The sequence below is a fragment of the Novosphingobium sp. SL115 genome, from assembly GCF_026672515.1.
Classification (GTDB): domain Bacteria; phylum Pseudomonadota; class Alphaproteobacteria; order Sphingomonadales; family Sphingomonadaceae; genus Novosphingobium.
In genome coordinates, this window is record NZ_JAPPRG010000002.1 from 1,839,118 (window position 1) to 1,853,320 (window position 14,203).

General features: G+C 61.8%; 15 protein-coding genes. 9 read left to right on the top strand and 6 right to left on the bottom strand.

Going from position 1 to position 14,203, the window contains the following annotated elements; translation table 11 throughout:
- Positions 1-12 precede the first annotated feature (12 nt).
- Positions 13-1,026, bottom strand: a complete 1,014-nt coding sequence (locus OVA07_RS10420) for a sensor histidine kinase (protein ID WP_268171358.1) — start codon at positions 1,024-1,026, stop codon at positions 13-15.
- Between the two features lie 130 nt (positions 1,027-1,156).
- Positions 1,157-2,404 (bottom strand): acetyl-CoA C-acetyltransferase, encoded by a 1,248-nt coding sequence (locus OVA07_RS10425; protein ID WP_268171359.1) that lies wholly within the window; start codon positions 2,402-2,404, stop codon positions 1,157-1,159.
- 137 nt (positions 2,405-2,541) lie between these two features.
- On the opposite strand from OVA07_RS10425, the gene OVA07_RS10430 reads away from it, so the two are divergent.
- From OVA07_RS10430 to trxB, 6 genes are all read left to right on the top strand, one after another.
- On the top strand, positions 2,542-3,744 hold the full coding sequence (locus tag OVA07_RS10430; protein ID WP_268171360.1) for a M20 metallopeptidase family protein: 1,203 nt from the start codon (positions 2,542-2,544) through the stop codon (positions 3,742-3,744).
- Positions 3,745-3,803: 59 nt separating this feature from the next.
- Entirely contained in the window at positions 3,804-4,175 is a 372-nt protein-coding gene (locus OVA07_RS10435; RefSeq protein WP_326493119.1) for a hotdog fold thioesterase, read from the top strand.
- Positions 4,176-4,247: 72 nt separating this feature from the next.
- Positions 4,248-5,354 carry a PAS domain-containing protein gene (locus OVA07_RS10440; protein ID WP_268171362.1) on the top strand — a complete coding sequence of 369 codons (1,107 nt, stop codon included), beginning with the start codon at positions 4,248-4,250 and terminating at the stop codon, positions 5,352-5,354.
- Entirely contained in the window at positions 5,351-5,740 is a 390-nt protein-coding gene (locus OVA07_RS10445; RefSeq protein WP_268171363.1) for a response regulator, read from the top strand. Before OVA07_RS10440 ends, OVA07_RS10445 begins: the two co-directional genes overlap by 4 nt.
- Before the next feature lie 57 nt (positions 5,741-5,797).
- Complete coding sequence (locus OVA07_RS10450) at positions 5,798-6,595, top strand: tyrosine-protein phosphatase (RefSeq protein WP_268171364.1); 798 nt, start codon at positions 5,798-5,800, stop codon at positions 6,593-6,595.
- A gap of 107 nt (positions 6,596-6,702) precedes the next feature.
- The gene (trxB, locus tag OVA07_RS10455; RefSeq protein ID WP_268171365.1) at positions 6,703-7,671 is read left to right on the top strand and encodes a thioredoxin-disulfide reductase; all 969 of its coding nucleotides are present in this window, start codon (positions 6,703-6,705) and stop codon (positions 7,669-7,671) included.
- Positions 7,672-7,791: 120 nt separating this feature from the next.
- Here the strand turns inward: trxB and OVA07_RS10460 are convergent, their stop codons facing one another.
- The 4 genes from OVA07_RS10460 to OVA07_RS10475 are packed head-to-tail and all read right to left on the bottom strand — an operon-like array spanning position 7,792 to position 10,541.
- Entirely contained in the window at positions 7,792-8,586 is a 795-nt protein-coding gene (locus OVA07_RS10460; RefSeq protein ID WP_268171366.1) for a hydrolase 1, exosortase A system-associated, read from the bottom strand.
- Positions 8,583-9,254, bottom strand: coding sequence for a hypothetical protein (locus OVA07_RS10465; RefSeq protein ID WP_268171367.1), 672 nt, complete (start codon positions 9,252-9,254; stop codon positions 8,583-8,585). Before OVA07_RS10465 ends, OVA07_RS10460 begins: the two co-directional genes overlap by 4 nt.
- The gene (locus OVA07_RS10470) at positions 9,251-9,508 is read right to left on the bottom strand and encodes an acyl carrier protein (protein WP_268171368.1); all 258 of its coding nucleotides are present in this window, start codon (positions 9,506-9,508) and stop codon (positions 9,251-9,253) included. Before OVA07_RS10470 ends, OVA07_RS10465 begins: the two co-directional genes overlap by 4 nt.
- A 40-nt stretch (positions 9,509-9,548) precedes the next feature.
- Positions 9,549-10,541 (bottom strand): GNAT family N-acetyltransferase, encoded by a 993-nt coding sequence (locus OVA07_RS10475; protein WP_268171369.1) that lies wholly within the window; start codon positions 10,539-10,541, stop codon positions 9,549-9,551.
- A gap of 30 nt (positions 10,542-10,571) precedes the next feature.
- On the opposite strand from OVA07_RS10475, the gene OVA07_RS10480 reads away from it, so the two are divergent.
- The 3 genes from OVA07_RS10480 (at position 10,572) to OVA07_RS10490 (ending at position 14,182) form a co-directional block, all read left to right on the top strand.
- Positions 10,572-12,098 carry an acyl-CoA ligase (AMP-forming), exosortase A system-associated gene (locus tag OVA07_RS10480; protein WP_268171370.1) on the top strand — a complete coding sequence of 509 codons (1,527 nt, stop codon included), beginning with the start codon at positions 10,572-10,574 and terminating at the stop codon, positions 12,096-12,098.
- Entirely contained in the window at positions 12,095-13,321 is a 1,227-nt protein-coding gene (locus OVA07_RS10485; protein ID WP_268171371.1) for a pyridoxal-dependent decarboxylase, exosortase A system-associated, read from the top strand. The genes OVA07_RS10480 and OVA07_RS10485 overlap by 4 nt, the downstream gene beginning before the upstream one ends.
- A gap of 213 nt (positions 13,322-13,534) precedes the next feature.
- Positions 13,535-14,182 (top strand): XrtA/PEP-CTERM system exopolysaccharide export protein, encoded by a 648-nt coding sequence (locus OVA07_RS10490; protein WP_268171372.1) that lies wholly within the window; start codon positions 13,535-13,537, stop codon positions 14,180-14,182.
- The last annotated feature ends 21 nt before the right edge of the window (positions 14,183-14,203 follow it).

The window sequence follows — 14,203 nt, forward strand, 5'->3', positions numbered from 1 at the left end:
GCAGGGAGGGCTTCAGATCGGCGCTTCGGGAAACTCCACGACGGTTGTTACCCCGTCGCTGCCATCAACCTTTACCGTGCCGCTCAACTGCGCGGCAAATCCGCGGATGATGGCACTGCCCAGTCCCTTGGGCCTGACAGCCGATGAAGCTTCCGCCTGCGTCATGCCGCAACCATTGTCGGCAATAATCAGACGTAACTGGTTATCTGCCACCCGCTCCAGCGTCAGCGCCACTTCGCCCGGTCTTTCGTCGGGAAAGGCGTGCTTGATGCTGTTGGTCAGCACTTCTGTAATCAACAGCATCAGCGTCATCATCCGGTCAACCGCCAGCCGCGCATCTACGGCGTTGACCCTGATGGTCACATGGGGTGCAGCAGAGATGGCATGGGCCTGCTCAACCACTTTGCCGATCTGATCCGGCAATGCCACTTCGCGCGCAGCAGGGTCGTAAAGCTGGCGATGCACCCGCCCCATCAGTTCAATGCGCGCATCGGCGCTGTCGATTACGGCCATTGCCGATGCAGGATCACGTTCAATCTGGCGGCGCTGCAGCCGCAACATCGAAGCGATCGACGCAAGGTTATTGGCAACCCGGTGCTGCAATTCCTTGAACAGCAGTGTCTGCTGATCGGCCATTGCGGCCAGTTGTTGCTGGTTTTCCACCAATTGGCGCTGGCGTTGCAGCAATCCATCGATCAACAGCACATCCACGATCACCACGAAGCTGAAAAAGACAAGCGCGGTGAACACTTGCGCGTCCAGCGCAAAGCTGTTGATCGGCGGGATGAAGAAATACCACGATGCCAGCAGGCTCAACAGTGCGCAAAGCCATCCGGGACCGCGCCCAGCAAGGAACGTGGAAAGGATGACGGCCGGAAAGAACGTCAGAAACGGAAAGCCCGGCGGCAACAGATGGTCCGACGCAAACCGAACCAGAGTTGCCAGAACAGCAAGAGCAATACCCACGGCGTAACCGGTGGCTTTCCCGCGAATGGGCTGAAACAAGGCGCGGGGCAGTGTGGTCATCGCTGTGAGCAGCCTGCCAGCAATATCATTGCGTTGCAATATGATGCAGAAAAAAGGCCGTCCACCATGTCGCGGACGGCCTGAATGCAGGTTGTTTATTACTATAGTTAAATGTGCTCTTTGTCGTAGTTCAGATACGTTCGATAATGATTGCAGGCGCCATACCGCCCGCTGCGCACATGGTCACAAGGCCATACCGCCCGCCAGACCGTTCCAGTTCGTCCAGCGCGGTGCCGATCAGGATTGATCCGGTCGCGCCAATCGGATGGCCCAATGCCATGGCACCACCGTTGATGTTCACCTTGTCACGATCCAGTTCCAGATCGCGGATGAACTTTTCGGCCACCACGGCAAAGGCTTCGTTGATTTCCCAGACGTCGATGTCGTCCGTGGTCAGGCCAGCCTTGGCCAGCACCTTCCTGGCCGCCGGAACCGGTGCGTTCAGCATCAGTGTGGGATCATCGCCCTGATTGGCATAAGCGACGATCCGCGCGCGCGGCTTCAACCCATGCTTTTCGGCATATGCGGGCGAAACGATCAGCAGCGCCGCCGCGCCATCAACCACGCCCGACGAATTGCCTGCATGGTGGAAGTGCTGAATTTCCACATCGGGATAGCGGCGGTTGATCTGCTTGCGGAAGCTTGTTCCGCCAAGGTCGAAATCGGCAAGGCCTGCAAAGCTGGGCTTGAGTGCGGCCAGACCTTCGGCCGTGGTTTCGGGGCGAGGGAATTCTTCCCGATCCAGCGCGACTGATCCGTCCTCGTTCAAGACCGGCACCACCGATTTGGCGAAGCGGCCCTCCTTGATCGCCATGTCAGCGCGCTGCTGACTGACCAGTGCCAGCCCGTCCAGCGCTTCGCGGCTGATGCCTTCGATGCTGGCAATGGCATCACCGCACACGCCCTGGTGCGATTGAGGGTGCAGCGCATCCAGCGCCATGTTGCCCGACCCCATGCCCAGCGGTTTGATCCCGGCATTGCCCTGTTCCGCGCCATAGGCAGCGGTAAAGCTCATCATTTCGGTGCCGCCTGCGATCACGCAGTCTTCCATGCCCGACATTACCGATGCGCAGGCAAGGTTTACCGAAGTGATGCCACCGCCGCAGAACCGGTCAAGCGTGGTGCCGCTGGCCGAGATGTCATACCCTGCGGCCAGCGCTGACATGCGGCCCAGATCGCCGCCCTGCTTGCCCACTTGCGATGATGTGGACCAGATGATGTCATCCACCGTCGCGGTATCAAGGTTGTTGCGGTCCTTCAGCGCTTTCAGCACAGTGGCGGCAAGATGCTGTGGATGCAGGTGTGAAAGCGCGCCCTTGCCGGGCTTGCCCACTCCGCGCGGGGTGCGGACGGCATCGATGATATAGGCTTCGGGCATCACTTGCTCTCCGGTCAGATTGTTTAATCGATCGATTAATGCACGATGACATCGGGCGCAAGCCGAATTGTCAAACTCTCGACAAGATGGCCCTTGCCGTGCCAGCCTTGCAGCAACGATCTCAATCGAGGCTTCCGATGCTTCAGCATGACTTACTCGAACAAGCGCGCGGCTTTTCCGATGCGATCATCGCCCTGCGTCGCGCAATCCACGCCGAACCCGAACTGGGCCTGCACACGCCCCGAACGCGCGATAAAGTGCGGCTGGCGCTTTCCCATCTGCCGTTGGAATGGCGCGAAGGACCATCCACGACCGGATTGGTGGCAACATTGAAGGGCAGGGCGGGGCCGGGCCGTCGCGTTCTACTGCGGGGTGATATGGACGCCTTGCCGATGACCGAGGAAACCGGCCTGCCGTTCGCCTCGACCATTGCAGGCGCCATGCACGCCTGCGGCCATGACACGCACACCGCCATGCTGGCAGGTGCGGCAGAAGTGCTTTGCGCTCGTGCGGACAGTCTTGCGGGCGAAGTGCAATTCATGTTCCAGCCCGGCGAAGAAGGCTTCCATGGCGCGCGCTTCATGTTGGATGACGGGATGATCGATCCGCTGCCCGATGCGGCTTTTGCCCTGCACATCATGCCCAACAGCCCGCACGGCCTGATTGCCGGACGGGCCGGGCCGCTGCTGGCCTCGGCCGATCAATTCGACATTGCGGTAAAGGGGCGGGGCGGCCATGCCTCAATGCCGCACGACGCGCTCGACCCCGTGCCCGTGGCGTGCGAGATCGTCACCGCGCTTCAGGCCATGGTAACGCGCCGTTTTCCGGTGTCGGACCCGGTCGTGGCGACTGTTGCCCGGATCGAAGCGGGCACGGCGCACAACGTGATTGCCGATTTCGCCGCACTGAAAGGCACCCTGCGCACACTGTCGCCCACCAACCGCGCGCGTCTGCATGAAGCGCTGGATCAGCTTGCCACCCATATCGCTGCTGCCCATGGCATGACTGCGCAGGTCACCATCACTCCCGGCTTCCCGGTCACCGTGTGCGATGGCCGCGCCGTCGATCTGGGAGAAAAGGTGGTGCGCGGCCTGACCGGGGATCGCGGCTTTCACCGGCTCGATCACCCCATCATGGGCGCTGAAGATTTCTCTTATGTGCTGGAAAAGGTGCCTGGTGCGATGTTCTTCCTGGGCGTCGCGCACGAAGGGGCTGACTGGCGCTCATGCTGTTCCATCCATTCCACACGGATGATGGTCGACGAAAGCGTCCTGCCGCTGGGCACCGCGCTGCTCGCCGGATGTGCGATGCGCTTTTTGGCTGAAGGGTTTGCCGCATGATCTGGTGGAACGGGCAAATGCCCTCGATGCAGCGTCTGACCTCGCTTGGCAGTACCTCCATGCCTGCACATCTCGGCATCGAATTTGTCGACTGCGGCAATGACTGGGTTCGCGCGCGCATGCCGGTGGATCACCGCACCCACCAGCCGTTCGGGCGGCTGCACGGTGGCGCGTCGGTCGCGCTGGCAGAAACCATCGGATCGATGGCAGGGGCAATGGTCGTCGATCCTGACCACTTCGCTTGTGTGGGCCTCGAAATCAACGCCAACCACGTTCGTCCAGTGCGCGATGGCTGGGTTCATGCCACTGCCAGGCCGGAAGCGCTGGGGCGCACCACGCATGTCTGGTCCATCCGCATTGAAGATGACGCGGGCAAACTGGTTTGCATCTCGCGGCTGACGCTCGCTGTCATTTCCATCGATAAAAAATGACCCGCTGAATTTAATCGATTTTCACGGAACTTTCGTTGGGTATCGGCATTTCTGACGGCAGGTGCCACGGATATGCATGACGAAAACCCATTCAAAGATCTCAGCCATCGCCTTACAGATCAGGCTCATACCGCATTCGATCCTGCGGTGGCCCGTTCCAGTGTGCAACTTCCCGAAGACGAATTTTCCGGTTCATCGGGGGTGTTGTTTGAACAGGCGATGGCGCAGACCCGCATGGCAATCTGCCTGTGCGATCCACACACCAAAGACGTTCCGGTCATCTTCGCCAACCGTGCGTTTCGCAATCTGACCGGATATGAAGACAAGGATATCCTCGGCCACAACTGCCGCTTCCTGCAGGGCCCGGATACCAACCGCGCATCGGTAGAGCGTATTCGACAAGCGCTTGTCCGCGAAGACGTGATCGTTGTCGAACTGCTGAACTATCGCAAGGACGGCACACCATTCTGGAACGCGCTCCACCTTGGGCCGATCTATGATGCCGAAGGGCGGCTGGTCTATTTCTTTGGCAGCCAGTGGGACGTCTCCGACGTTCGCGCTGCACGAGCGGATGAACGTCACGCCCGCGATCTGGCGCGCGAACTCTCCCATCGCATGAAAAACATGTTCGCTGTGATCGGCGGCATCGTCAATTTCACCGGGCGCGCACGCGGGATCGAAGCGGAAGCGCGCGAAATCAATGACCGCATTCAGGCGCTGGGCCGCGCTTACGAAACTACGCTGGATGATTCTCATCGTGGCACGGTTGAAGTGGGGCAGGCGATCCGTGCCGTGCTCGCGCCTTATGACCCCGATGGCACCCGCTTTACATTTGAAGGCAACGGCCTGCGGTCGGATTTTGCGTCGGTTTCGGTGCTTGGTCTGTCGCTGCATGAATTGGCGACCGGTGCCATCCGTCATGGCGCGTTAAGCGTCGATGGCGGGCGGATAACCGTGGCGTGGCAGCGCAATGGCACCCGCGACGCGCCAGCCATTCGCATCGACTGGATAGAGCATGGCGGGCCGTCACGCTCTGCCATCACCGAAAACGCCATCGGCAAGGCGGACGGCATCGTCGAAAAAATGCTGCACATGGCAAGGGGAGGGATCGTTCGGGAATGGCATGCAGATGGCCTGCGGGCGCGCCTCAACATCCCCCTGCGGGAGAACGCAGAGTGAGCGGATTACACCATTCCCATCAAGAGCCATGCCGTGTGCTGGTGCTCGACGATGAACCGCTTATCCTGCTCGATCTGGAATTTGCTGTGGAGGATGCAGGCTGTCAGCCGCTTACCGCGCTCGACCTTGCCGAAGCACTGGCCATTCTTGAAAGCAATGCGGTTGCCGCTGCCATCCTCGACGTATCGCTGGGGCAGGGACAAACTTGCGAACAGGTCGCTCGCACTTTGGCAGGGCTGGGCGTCCCCTATGTCCTCCACACCGGTGATCTTGATCGCATGGATGAAGCCGTACGCAAGCTGGGCGGAACTCTTGTGCCCAAGCCGACTCCGGCAGCCGTGGTGGTTGCCCGCGCGCTGGAACCTCTGGCAATCCGTCACGTCTGAAGCCTTGCGCACTGCGACGCATTGCCGTCACACAGATGCGGCAACAGGGGTGATTCCATGAACGGCACAGTTTCTGCCCGCGTCATCGACATGGCGGGCATTCACAATTTTCGGGACTATGGCGGCTATGCTGCGCGCGGTGGCACATTGCGGCGCGGCGTGCTGTGGCGTTCTGGCCAGCACACCGATGCCACTCCAGCTGACCTTGCCATGGTGCATGATCTGGGCATTGCCACGGTCATCGATCTTCGCGGCGATAGCGAACGCGCTGCCAATCCCTGCCTGCGCCATGCCGAATTTTCAGGTGACGTCCTGTTCCATCCGGGCGAGACAGCCAGCGTCCATGGCCGCGCGGCGCATGAAGAGATGGCTCGCGACGTGCGTAGCGCCGATGATGCCCGCAACGCCATGCTCCGCTTGTACGAAACACTGCCATTCCGCCCTGTGCTGGTCGGCACGTTCCGTTTGTATATGCAGGCGCTGACCGAACGGGACACCCCCAGCCTGCTGCACTGCCTTGCCGGAAAGGACCGCACCGGCGTTGCCGCCGCACTGGTCCATCACCTGATGGGCGTTCACCATGACGATATCGTGGAAGACTACCTGCTCACCAATACTGCGGGCGATGCCGAAGCACGTATCGCCGCCGGTGCGCGTCATGTGCGCGCAGGTTTCGGCATTTCCATGGACGATGCCGCCGTGCGTGTGTTGATGGGCGTGGATGCAGCGTTCCTTGATCGCGCCTTCGCCACGATCCGCGAAAAGCACGGCTCGGTCGATGCTTATGCCCGTGATGTTCTGGGCCTTACCTCTGAAGGCTTGGCACAGATGGAGCGCCAACTCATCGAAAGCTGAAGCACCTCCAAGAATTTCTGTCCGAATGCTGCGGAAAAACGCGCCTGTGCAGACTCGCTTTTGCCGCCCTGCGCCCTTATCTCGCGTGCCGACAACAGGAGTTCCTCATGGCGACCACGCACAAGACCCGCATGCTCATCATCGGTTCCGGCCCTGCCGGGCTTTCCGCCGCCATTTATGGCGCGCGTGCGGGCATGCAGCCTATCGTGGTGCAGGGCCTTCAGCCTGGCGGCCAGCTCACCATCACCACCGATGTCGAAAACTACCCCGGTTTCCGGGATGTGATCCAAGGCCCTTGGCTGATGCAGGAAATGCAGGCACAGGCCGAACACGTCGGCACGCGCATGATGTGGGACACCATCCTTGACGTCAGCCTTGATGGATCCCCGTTCCGCGCCGTAGGCGACAGCGGAGACATTTACGAAGGTGATGTGCTGGTCATTGCTACCGGCGCACAGGCCAAATGGCTCGGCGTTGCCGGCGAACAGGAATTTTCGGGCAAAGGCGTTTCGGCCTGCGCCACTTGCGACGGGTTCTTCTATCGCGGCAAAAAGGTGGTGGTGATCGGCGGTGGCAATACCGCTGTTGAAGAAGCGCTCTACCTCACCAACCATTCGCCCGACGTCACGCTGATCCACCGCCGCGATTCCCTACGTGCGGAAAAGATCCTGCAAGACCGTCTGATGGCCCACCCCAACGTCAAGGTGCTGTGGAACCAGAAGGTCGACAGCTTCGTGGGTGAAGAAGGCAAGGGCCTGACCGGGGTGAAACTGGTCGATACCGTGACTGGCGCTGAATCCATCGTCGAAACTGACGGCGCATTCGTCGCCATCGGTCACGCACCTGCCACCGACCTGTTCAAGGGCAAGCTGGAACTGGACGAAAGCGGCTATATCGTCGTTCAGCCCGGCACACCCAAGACAGCCATCCCTGGCGTTTTCGCGTGCGGTGACGTGATGGACCACACCTACCGTCAGGCCGTCACCGCCGCTGGTACCGGCTGCATGGCCGCGCTCGATTCCGAACGCTTCCTTGCAGACCTTGATTACAAGGCCAGCCAGACCATCCCCGCGTAAACCGCAAAGCTCCCCTCCCGCTCGCGGGAGGGGCCGGGGAAGGGCGTCTCACCCAGAACCCGGTTTCCCCAACCGTTCGTGTCGAGCGAATTTGAGACACAGCATCGCCTCACCGCCAAATCAGGCGGCCCGCATCGCCTCAACCAGTCGCGCAAACAACCATTCCCGTGCAACACCGTCAGAAAAACTGTGCGATGCACTCTCGACCCGCGCAATACGCGGATCACCGGCATCCCAGCATTCGGCGAACATCTGCGCCGTCCGGTCGCCACTCGCCAGCAGGATTGCAACAGTGCCGTCAAACGCGGCCAGCCCGGTCTGCATCTCTGCAACCAGTCCTTCGGGCGCTGACCCAGCGGTTGTGGCCGCACTGCGCAACCCTTTGACCAGTTTGGCAAGGTTGACGCCGCCTGTCAGCAATCGCCAAACTTCGCGCGGGTTGGTCAGCTTGGCCATATAGCGGCTGCGAATGGCCGATGCGGGCATGGTCTGCGGCGCTTCCTCGCCATCAATCGTCCACGGATTGGCCAGAACCAGCCCATCCAGCGAAAGGCCGGGCGCAAACAGCATCAGCGCGGCTGCCGCATCACAATTGCCGAAGGCCACGACGCGCGAGACATGCGGGGCAGCTGCCCGGAATGCGGCCAGCGCGGCGGCAATGTCGGGCGCGGAATGGCGAAAGGTCGGGTTCTCGCCAGTGCTGTCGCCCACACCGCGCCGGTCATAGCGGAATGTGGGAAACCCGGCATCTGCCAGACGTGCCGCCAATTGGGCCTGCCCGCTCCACGCACCACTGCGCAATTCGTTGCCGCCCGACACGATCAGAATGCCGGTCTGTCCGCTGGCTGCGGCAATATCCAGTGTGCCGATCAGCGTTGCACCCTCACAGGCAAATGTCACATGGCGGCGGTTCATGGGGCGATATCCGCAACAATCAGCCGGGCAAGCGCTGCCGATTGTTCCGGCGCAGCAGCAGGTTCGGCCCGCAGCCACAGCCCTCCGCCGCCCATTTCGCCCTGCGAAATAATCCGCTGCCCCTCGATCTGCGCCACGGCATTTTCCAGCCCCGCAATCAATGACGCACCAAAGCGCCACCCTGCCAGTTCCAGCCCTTGCGAGCGTCCCTGTTCCATCAACATGGCGCTGTCTTCGTGCCGCCCCGCTTCGCGCGCGGCGATGGTGCGGGCGCGGACCAGTTGTCGCAGGATGGACGCCCCCTTGGTCGGCTCCAGCACCCATCCGGGCAGCATCGTCGGAAAAATCAGCGCGCCACCCCGCACGGCCAGCACATCGGTCGCGCGGAAATGGTGCGCGGCATGGGCCATGGCCTGTCGCCAGCCGTGCAGGCTTTGCGCGGTGAAATCCTGCGTGCTTTCATTACAGCCGGGCAGATCGGGCAGGAAACTGTCGATACCGGCGGCATCCAGCAGCCGCATGGCATCAGCCAGCATCCGCCGCATGCGATTGGCTTCATCAAACAGCGCGGGCACGATCAACAGTCGCCGCGAACGGTTCTGGTCAATCGAAAGCGCGTATTCGTCGGCCTGCCCGTGCGGGCCGGGGCATGGCCACTGGGCGATCACGCGGCGATCTTGTCCTCAAGGAACGCCAGCAGGTTGCCATAATTTTCCAGCAGCTCGCCATCTACCTCGTCATCTTCGATCACGATGTCGAGCCGGTCCTCGATTTCGGTCAGCAGGCCAGCGACCGCCATCGAATCCAGCTCGGGCAAATCGCCAAACAGGCCAGTGGACGCATCGAATGCAGCCACGCGCTCGGCCGAAAGGCCAAGCACGTCAGTCAGGATCGCGCGCAGGGTGCGGTCGGTGTTGGTCATCGGTTCCCTGGGTCTGTTTAGCGGACGTTCAAGTGCGCCCTTAACCATCGCTTTTCCCCGAAACAAGGGGTTGGAGTGCCTGTCGTGTCAACGCTCGTGCAAGCGAAGGCCAATGCCGCACCGCGCCGGGCCGCCACGCCCGCACCCGCCAGCGCGTTCGGACGTGCTCCATCCAGTCGCGTTTATAGGCATCGTCGCCGGTCCCGAAATCCACCAGGTCCACCCTGTCGCGGTCGATGACGTGTTCAAACATCGCCGCTGTCAGCAGTGTTCCGGGCGATTGTTTGCGATAGCGTTCGTCGTGCGCCAGCTTGTGAATAAAGGCCGTGCCGCCTTCCACCGTCCAGAATTGTGCCGCGACGGGCTCCCCGGCAATCTCGGCAATGCCCAGCCGCAACCGCCCATCCGCGCCGTCCATTTCCGCCCAGTGGCGCAGGAAATCGGGACTGCCCTCTTCAGGCTTCCAGCTCAATCTGTAGATCGTCTCGTAAGCTTCCCAATCCGCCTGGGAAAATTCCGTCACCACCCGCAGGGAAACTTCGCCCTTGCGCCCTTTGCGCCGCACCGTTTCGCGCAGGGCGCCGGGGCGCGCGGCCCAGTACTCGCCAAAGCTGCGCCCATTGACCGGCAGCACATGGTTGGCGTCGCACGGCTCTGTCAGCACGATCCATCCAGCGCCCCGCATCGCGCCAGCAAGCATCTGTGCATCATCCAGCGGCATTGGCGCAAACATGGCGCGGCCTGCGGGCAGGTTTCGCGCTATTTCTGAAAGAAGCGCGGTATCCCCAATTGAACGGACGAAAAAGTTATACCAGTTGGCCAACGCTTCAATGCCATTGCTGGTCATGCGCCATGGCAGCGCCGCCACCCGGCTCCCGTCAACCGCAACGCTGACACGCGCTTCTGCCGGGTTAAGGCAATGCTCTGCCAGCAGCGCCAGCCAGTCGATCCGCTCGAACGGCGAATTTCCCTGCGTCGCCATCACGCGCGGGTCTGCTTGCGCTTCCTTAAGACTGGCGTGATAGACGTTCAAAATAAGACATTCCTTTTGCCGAGAGCGTGCGTGTCCGCAGATCCCGATCCCACCGTTTTTCCGCTCGATCACCTTGCCTTGCGGGGCAGGCGCGATGCCCCTGCGCTGGTGCTCAAGGACCGCACCCTTACCCACGAAGCGTTAAACGCGCGTGTAGGCCTGCTTGCGGCATGGCTGAAATCGAAGGTGTGTGAACCGGGAGCGCGCATCGCCACATGGCTGCCCAAGACCGAACTTGCCTGTCTGATGCCGCTGGCCGCGGTGCGGGCAGGGCTGGTGCATGTCCCCATCAACCCCTTGCTGAAGCGCGCGCAAGTGGCGCATATCCTTGCCGATAGCGGCACCAGCCTGCTGATATCGAACAAGGCCCGCCTTGATACGCTGGAGCCGGGCGACGCGGCTTGTCCGCTGCTGGACGAACCCGCCGCATGGGCACAGGCCGAAGCACTGGGTAACAACCTGCCGCCTTCCGACGCCACGCCTGACAACCTCGCTGCCATCCTTTACACCAGCGGCTCCACCGGCCGACCCAAGGGCGTCATGCTCAGCCAGACCAACCTGTGGCTGGGCGCGGTCAGCGTGGCGCATTACTTGAAGATCGCGCCCGAAGACCGCGTTTTGGCCGTGCTGCCGCTTGCGTTCGATTATGGTCAGAACCAGCTTCTTTCGACATGGTATGCTGGCGGCAGCGTGATCCCGCTAGATTACCTGACACCGCGCGACGTGATGAAAGCGGTCACCCGTCATGGCGTCACCACCATCGCCGCTGTCCCGCCTCTATGGCTGCAACTGGTCGAACTCGACTGGCCGCAAGACACCGCAGCCATGCTGCGCCGTCTCACCAACAGCGGCGGCGCACTCACCCCCTCACTGGTGCGATCCCTGCGGACAAAGTTCGCGCACGCGGACCTCTATCCCATGTACGGCCTGACCGAAGCCTTCCGCTCGACCTACCTCGATCCGTCGCTGGTGGATCAGCACCCCACATCCATCGGCAAGGCCATTCCTTTTGCCGAAATCCTCGTAGTCAATGACGCAGGCCTGGAAGCCGCGCCCGATGAAGAAGGCGAACTGGTGCACACCGGCCCACTGGTGGCACAAGGATACTGGCAGGATGCCGCCCGCACCGCCGAACGCTTCAAACCCGCGCCTGCCTTTGCCAGCTTGCGCGGCATGGCGGTCTGGTCGGGCGACCGCGTACGCCGTGATGCGGCAGGTCTTCTCCACTTCGTCGGCCGCCGCGATGCCATGATCAAGACCAGCGGCAACCGCGTCAGCCCGCAAGAGGTGGAAGAAGCTGCTGTCGCCACCGGGCTTGTCGCAGAAGCCGTCGCGCTGGGCCTGCCTGATGCGCAACTGGGTCAGGCGATCCACCTTGTCGCCCGCGCGAATCCCGGTGCCTCGCCAGACGATCTGCTCCCCGCGCTCACCCGCGCGCTGCCCAATTTCATGGTCCCGCGCCACGTCCACTGGCGCGGTGAAATGCCCGTCAGCCCCAATGGCAAGCTGGACCGGGTTGCGCTGGCCGCAGAACTCGCCAAGGACATGACACCATGAAACCGCTCGGCCCGATCCCCACAGGCTTTACCGCCATCGAAGGCGAACTTGCCATTGCCGGGCGCAAGGCATCTGATCTTGTGGCGCAGGCAGGCGGCACCCCGCTGTTTGTCTATGCGCGCGAGCTGTTGAGCCAGCGCGTGGCCGATCTTCGCGCTGCCATGCCCGAACGGCTGGCCATTCATTACGCGGTCAAGGCCAACCCCTATCAGCCGCTTTTGCAACACATGGCCGGACTGGTCGATGGCTTCGACATCGCTTCGGGCGGCGAACTGGCCATGGTGCAGGCCGCCGGAATTGATCCCGCCCGCGTCAGTTTTGCAGGCCCCGGCAAACGCGATGCCGAACTGCAAGCGGCCATCACGGCAGGCGTCACCCTCAACCTCGAATCGGAAGGTGAGGCGGCGCGCGCGCTTGATATTGCCAGCCGTCTTGGCGTCACACCGCGCCTTGCCATCCGGGTAAATCCCGATTTCGATCTGAAAGGATCGGGCATGAAGATGGGCGGCGGAGCCAAGCCTTTCGGCATTGATGCCGCCCGCGTTCCCGCTCTCGCACGCCAGTTGATCGCTGCGGGGGCGCAATGGCGCGGCTTTCACATCTTTGCCGGAAGTCAGGCCCTGTCTGCCGATGCCATCATCGAAACACAGGGGCACACGCTGGCTCTGGCTGCCCGCCTTGCCGAACAATCGGGCGCGGCATTGCCCAAGTGCAATCTGGGCGGCGGCTTTGGTATTCCCTATTTTCCGGGCGATGAACCGGTAAATATCGCCGCCATTGGCGCTGCCCTGGCTGACCGCTTTGCCCAGCTTCCCGCCGTGCTTGAACAGACCGCATTCTGCGTTGAACTTGGCCGCTATCTTGTTGGCGAATCAGGCGTTTATCTGACGCGGATCGTTGATCGCAAGGAAAGCCATGGCGAGATTTATCTGATTACGGATGGCGGTTTGCATCACCAGCTTGCCGCATCGGGCAACTTCGGCACCGTCGTCCGACGCAATTATCCCAGCGCCATTGCCACCCGGTATGATGCAGTGGCTGAAGAAGAGGCCAGCATCGTCGGTTGCCTGTGCACCCCGCTTGATCGGCTGGCCGACAAGGGCGGTTTCCCCCGCGCGGACGTGGGCGATCTGGTGGCAATTTTCTGCGCGGGCGCTTATGGTGCCAGCGCCAGCCCGGCCATGTTCCTTGGGCAGGGACCGGCGCACGAAATCCTGATCTGACAAAGTCATAGGTTTCCGGCGTTAACATATCGCCAGGCATCAGTCCCATTGCGGGACAGCGCCTTCGCGCCCATTGCGACCGCTAGCCATAGTATCAAGGCTAACGCAATCTTCACCCTTTTTCGCGATAGCCGAGGGTGAATTGCGGTTCCTCGTCTTTTGCGCATCACGGTGCGTCAGGCCGGGCAGCAACCGCAGCAAGAAGGATTGCTCATGCCGTTGAATTCGCGTGTAACCCGTATGCTTGCCGGCACGGCGCTGGCCAGCCTGGCCCTTTCGGGATGCGGTGGCGTTGGTGGTGGGCCACAGCTTCCTCCCGCGTCGTTCGTTGCACTGCAAGAAGGTCCGGGCGAAGAATACGTGATCGGCCCGCTCGACGAATTGACCATTTTCGTCTGGCGCAATCCTGAACTTGGCGCTTCGGTACAGGTCCGTCCCGATGGCCGCATCACCACGCCGCTCATCACCGATATGCCTGCTGTGGGCAAGACGCCCTCGATGCTGGCCGAAGATATCAAGCTTCAGCTTTCGCAATACATTCAGGAACCGATCGTCTCGGTCATCGTGAACAAGTTTGCAGGCACATTCAGCCAGCAGGTGCGCATTGTCGGCGCAACCGAAAAGCCCGCGTCGATTCCCTTCCGCGCCAACATGACGCTGCTCGATGCGATGATCGCGGTTGGCGGCCTTTCGGAATATGCAGCGGGCAACAAGGCCCGGCTGATCCGCTTCGACAAGCAGTCGGGCGCGCAGAAGGAATATGCCGTGCGCATCGGCGATCTGCTGCGCAAGGGCGATACCAAGGCCAATGTCCTGCTCATGCCGGGTGATGTGATCATCATCCCCGAAAGCACGTTCTGATCGGGGGGCGGGGGACAGACC

Bases quoted from the DNA above. Each gene is read 5' to 3' on its own strand.
- OVA07_RS10490 (WP_268171372.1), top strand. From the start codon at position 13,535: ATGCCGTTGAATTCGCGTGTAACCCGTATGCTTGCCGGCACGGCGCTG.
- trxB (WP_268171365.1), top strand. From the start codon at position 6,703: ATGGCGACCACGCACAAGACCCGCATGCTCATCATCGGTTCCGGCCCT.
- OVA07_RS10440 (WP_268171362.1), top strand. From the start codon at position 4,248: ATGCATGACGAAAACCCATTCAAAGATCTCAGCCATCGCCTTACAGAT.
- OVA07_RS10450 (WP_268171364.1), top strand. From the start codon at position 5,798: ATGAACGGCACAGTTTCTGCCCGCGTCATCGACATGGCGGGCATTCAC.
- OVA07_RS10425 (WP_268171359.1), bottom strand. From the start codon at position 2,404: ATGCCCGAAGCCTATATCATCGATGCCGTCCGCACCCCGCGCGGAGTG.
- OVA07_RS10485 (WP_268171371.1), top strand. From the start codon at position 12,095: ATGAAACCGCTCGGCCCGATCCCCACAGGCTTTACCGCCATCGAAGGC.
- OVA07_RS10430 (WP_268171360.1), top strand. From the start codon at position 2,542: ATGCTTCAGCATGACTTACTCGAACAAGCGCGCGGCTTTTCCGATGCG.
- OVA07_RS10470 (WP_268171368.1), bottom strand. From the start codon at position 9,508: ATGACCAACACCGACCGCACCCTGCGCGCGATCCTGACTGACGTGCTT.
- OVA07_RS10460 (WP_268171366.1), bottom strand. From the start codon at position 8,586: ATGAACCGCCGCCATGTGACATTTGCCTGTGAGGGTGCAACGCTGATC.
- OVA07_RS10420 (WP_268171358.1), bottom strand. From the start codon at position 1,026: ATGACCACACTGCCCCGCGCCTTGTTTCAGCCCATTCGCGGGAAAGCC.
- OVA07_RS10435 (WP_326493119.1), top strand. From the start codon at position 3,804: ATGCCTGCACATCTCGGCATCGAATTTGTCGACTGCGGCAATGACTGG.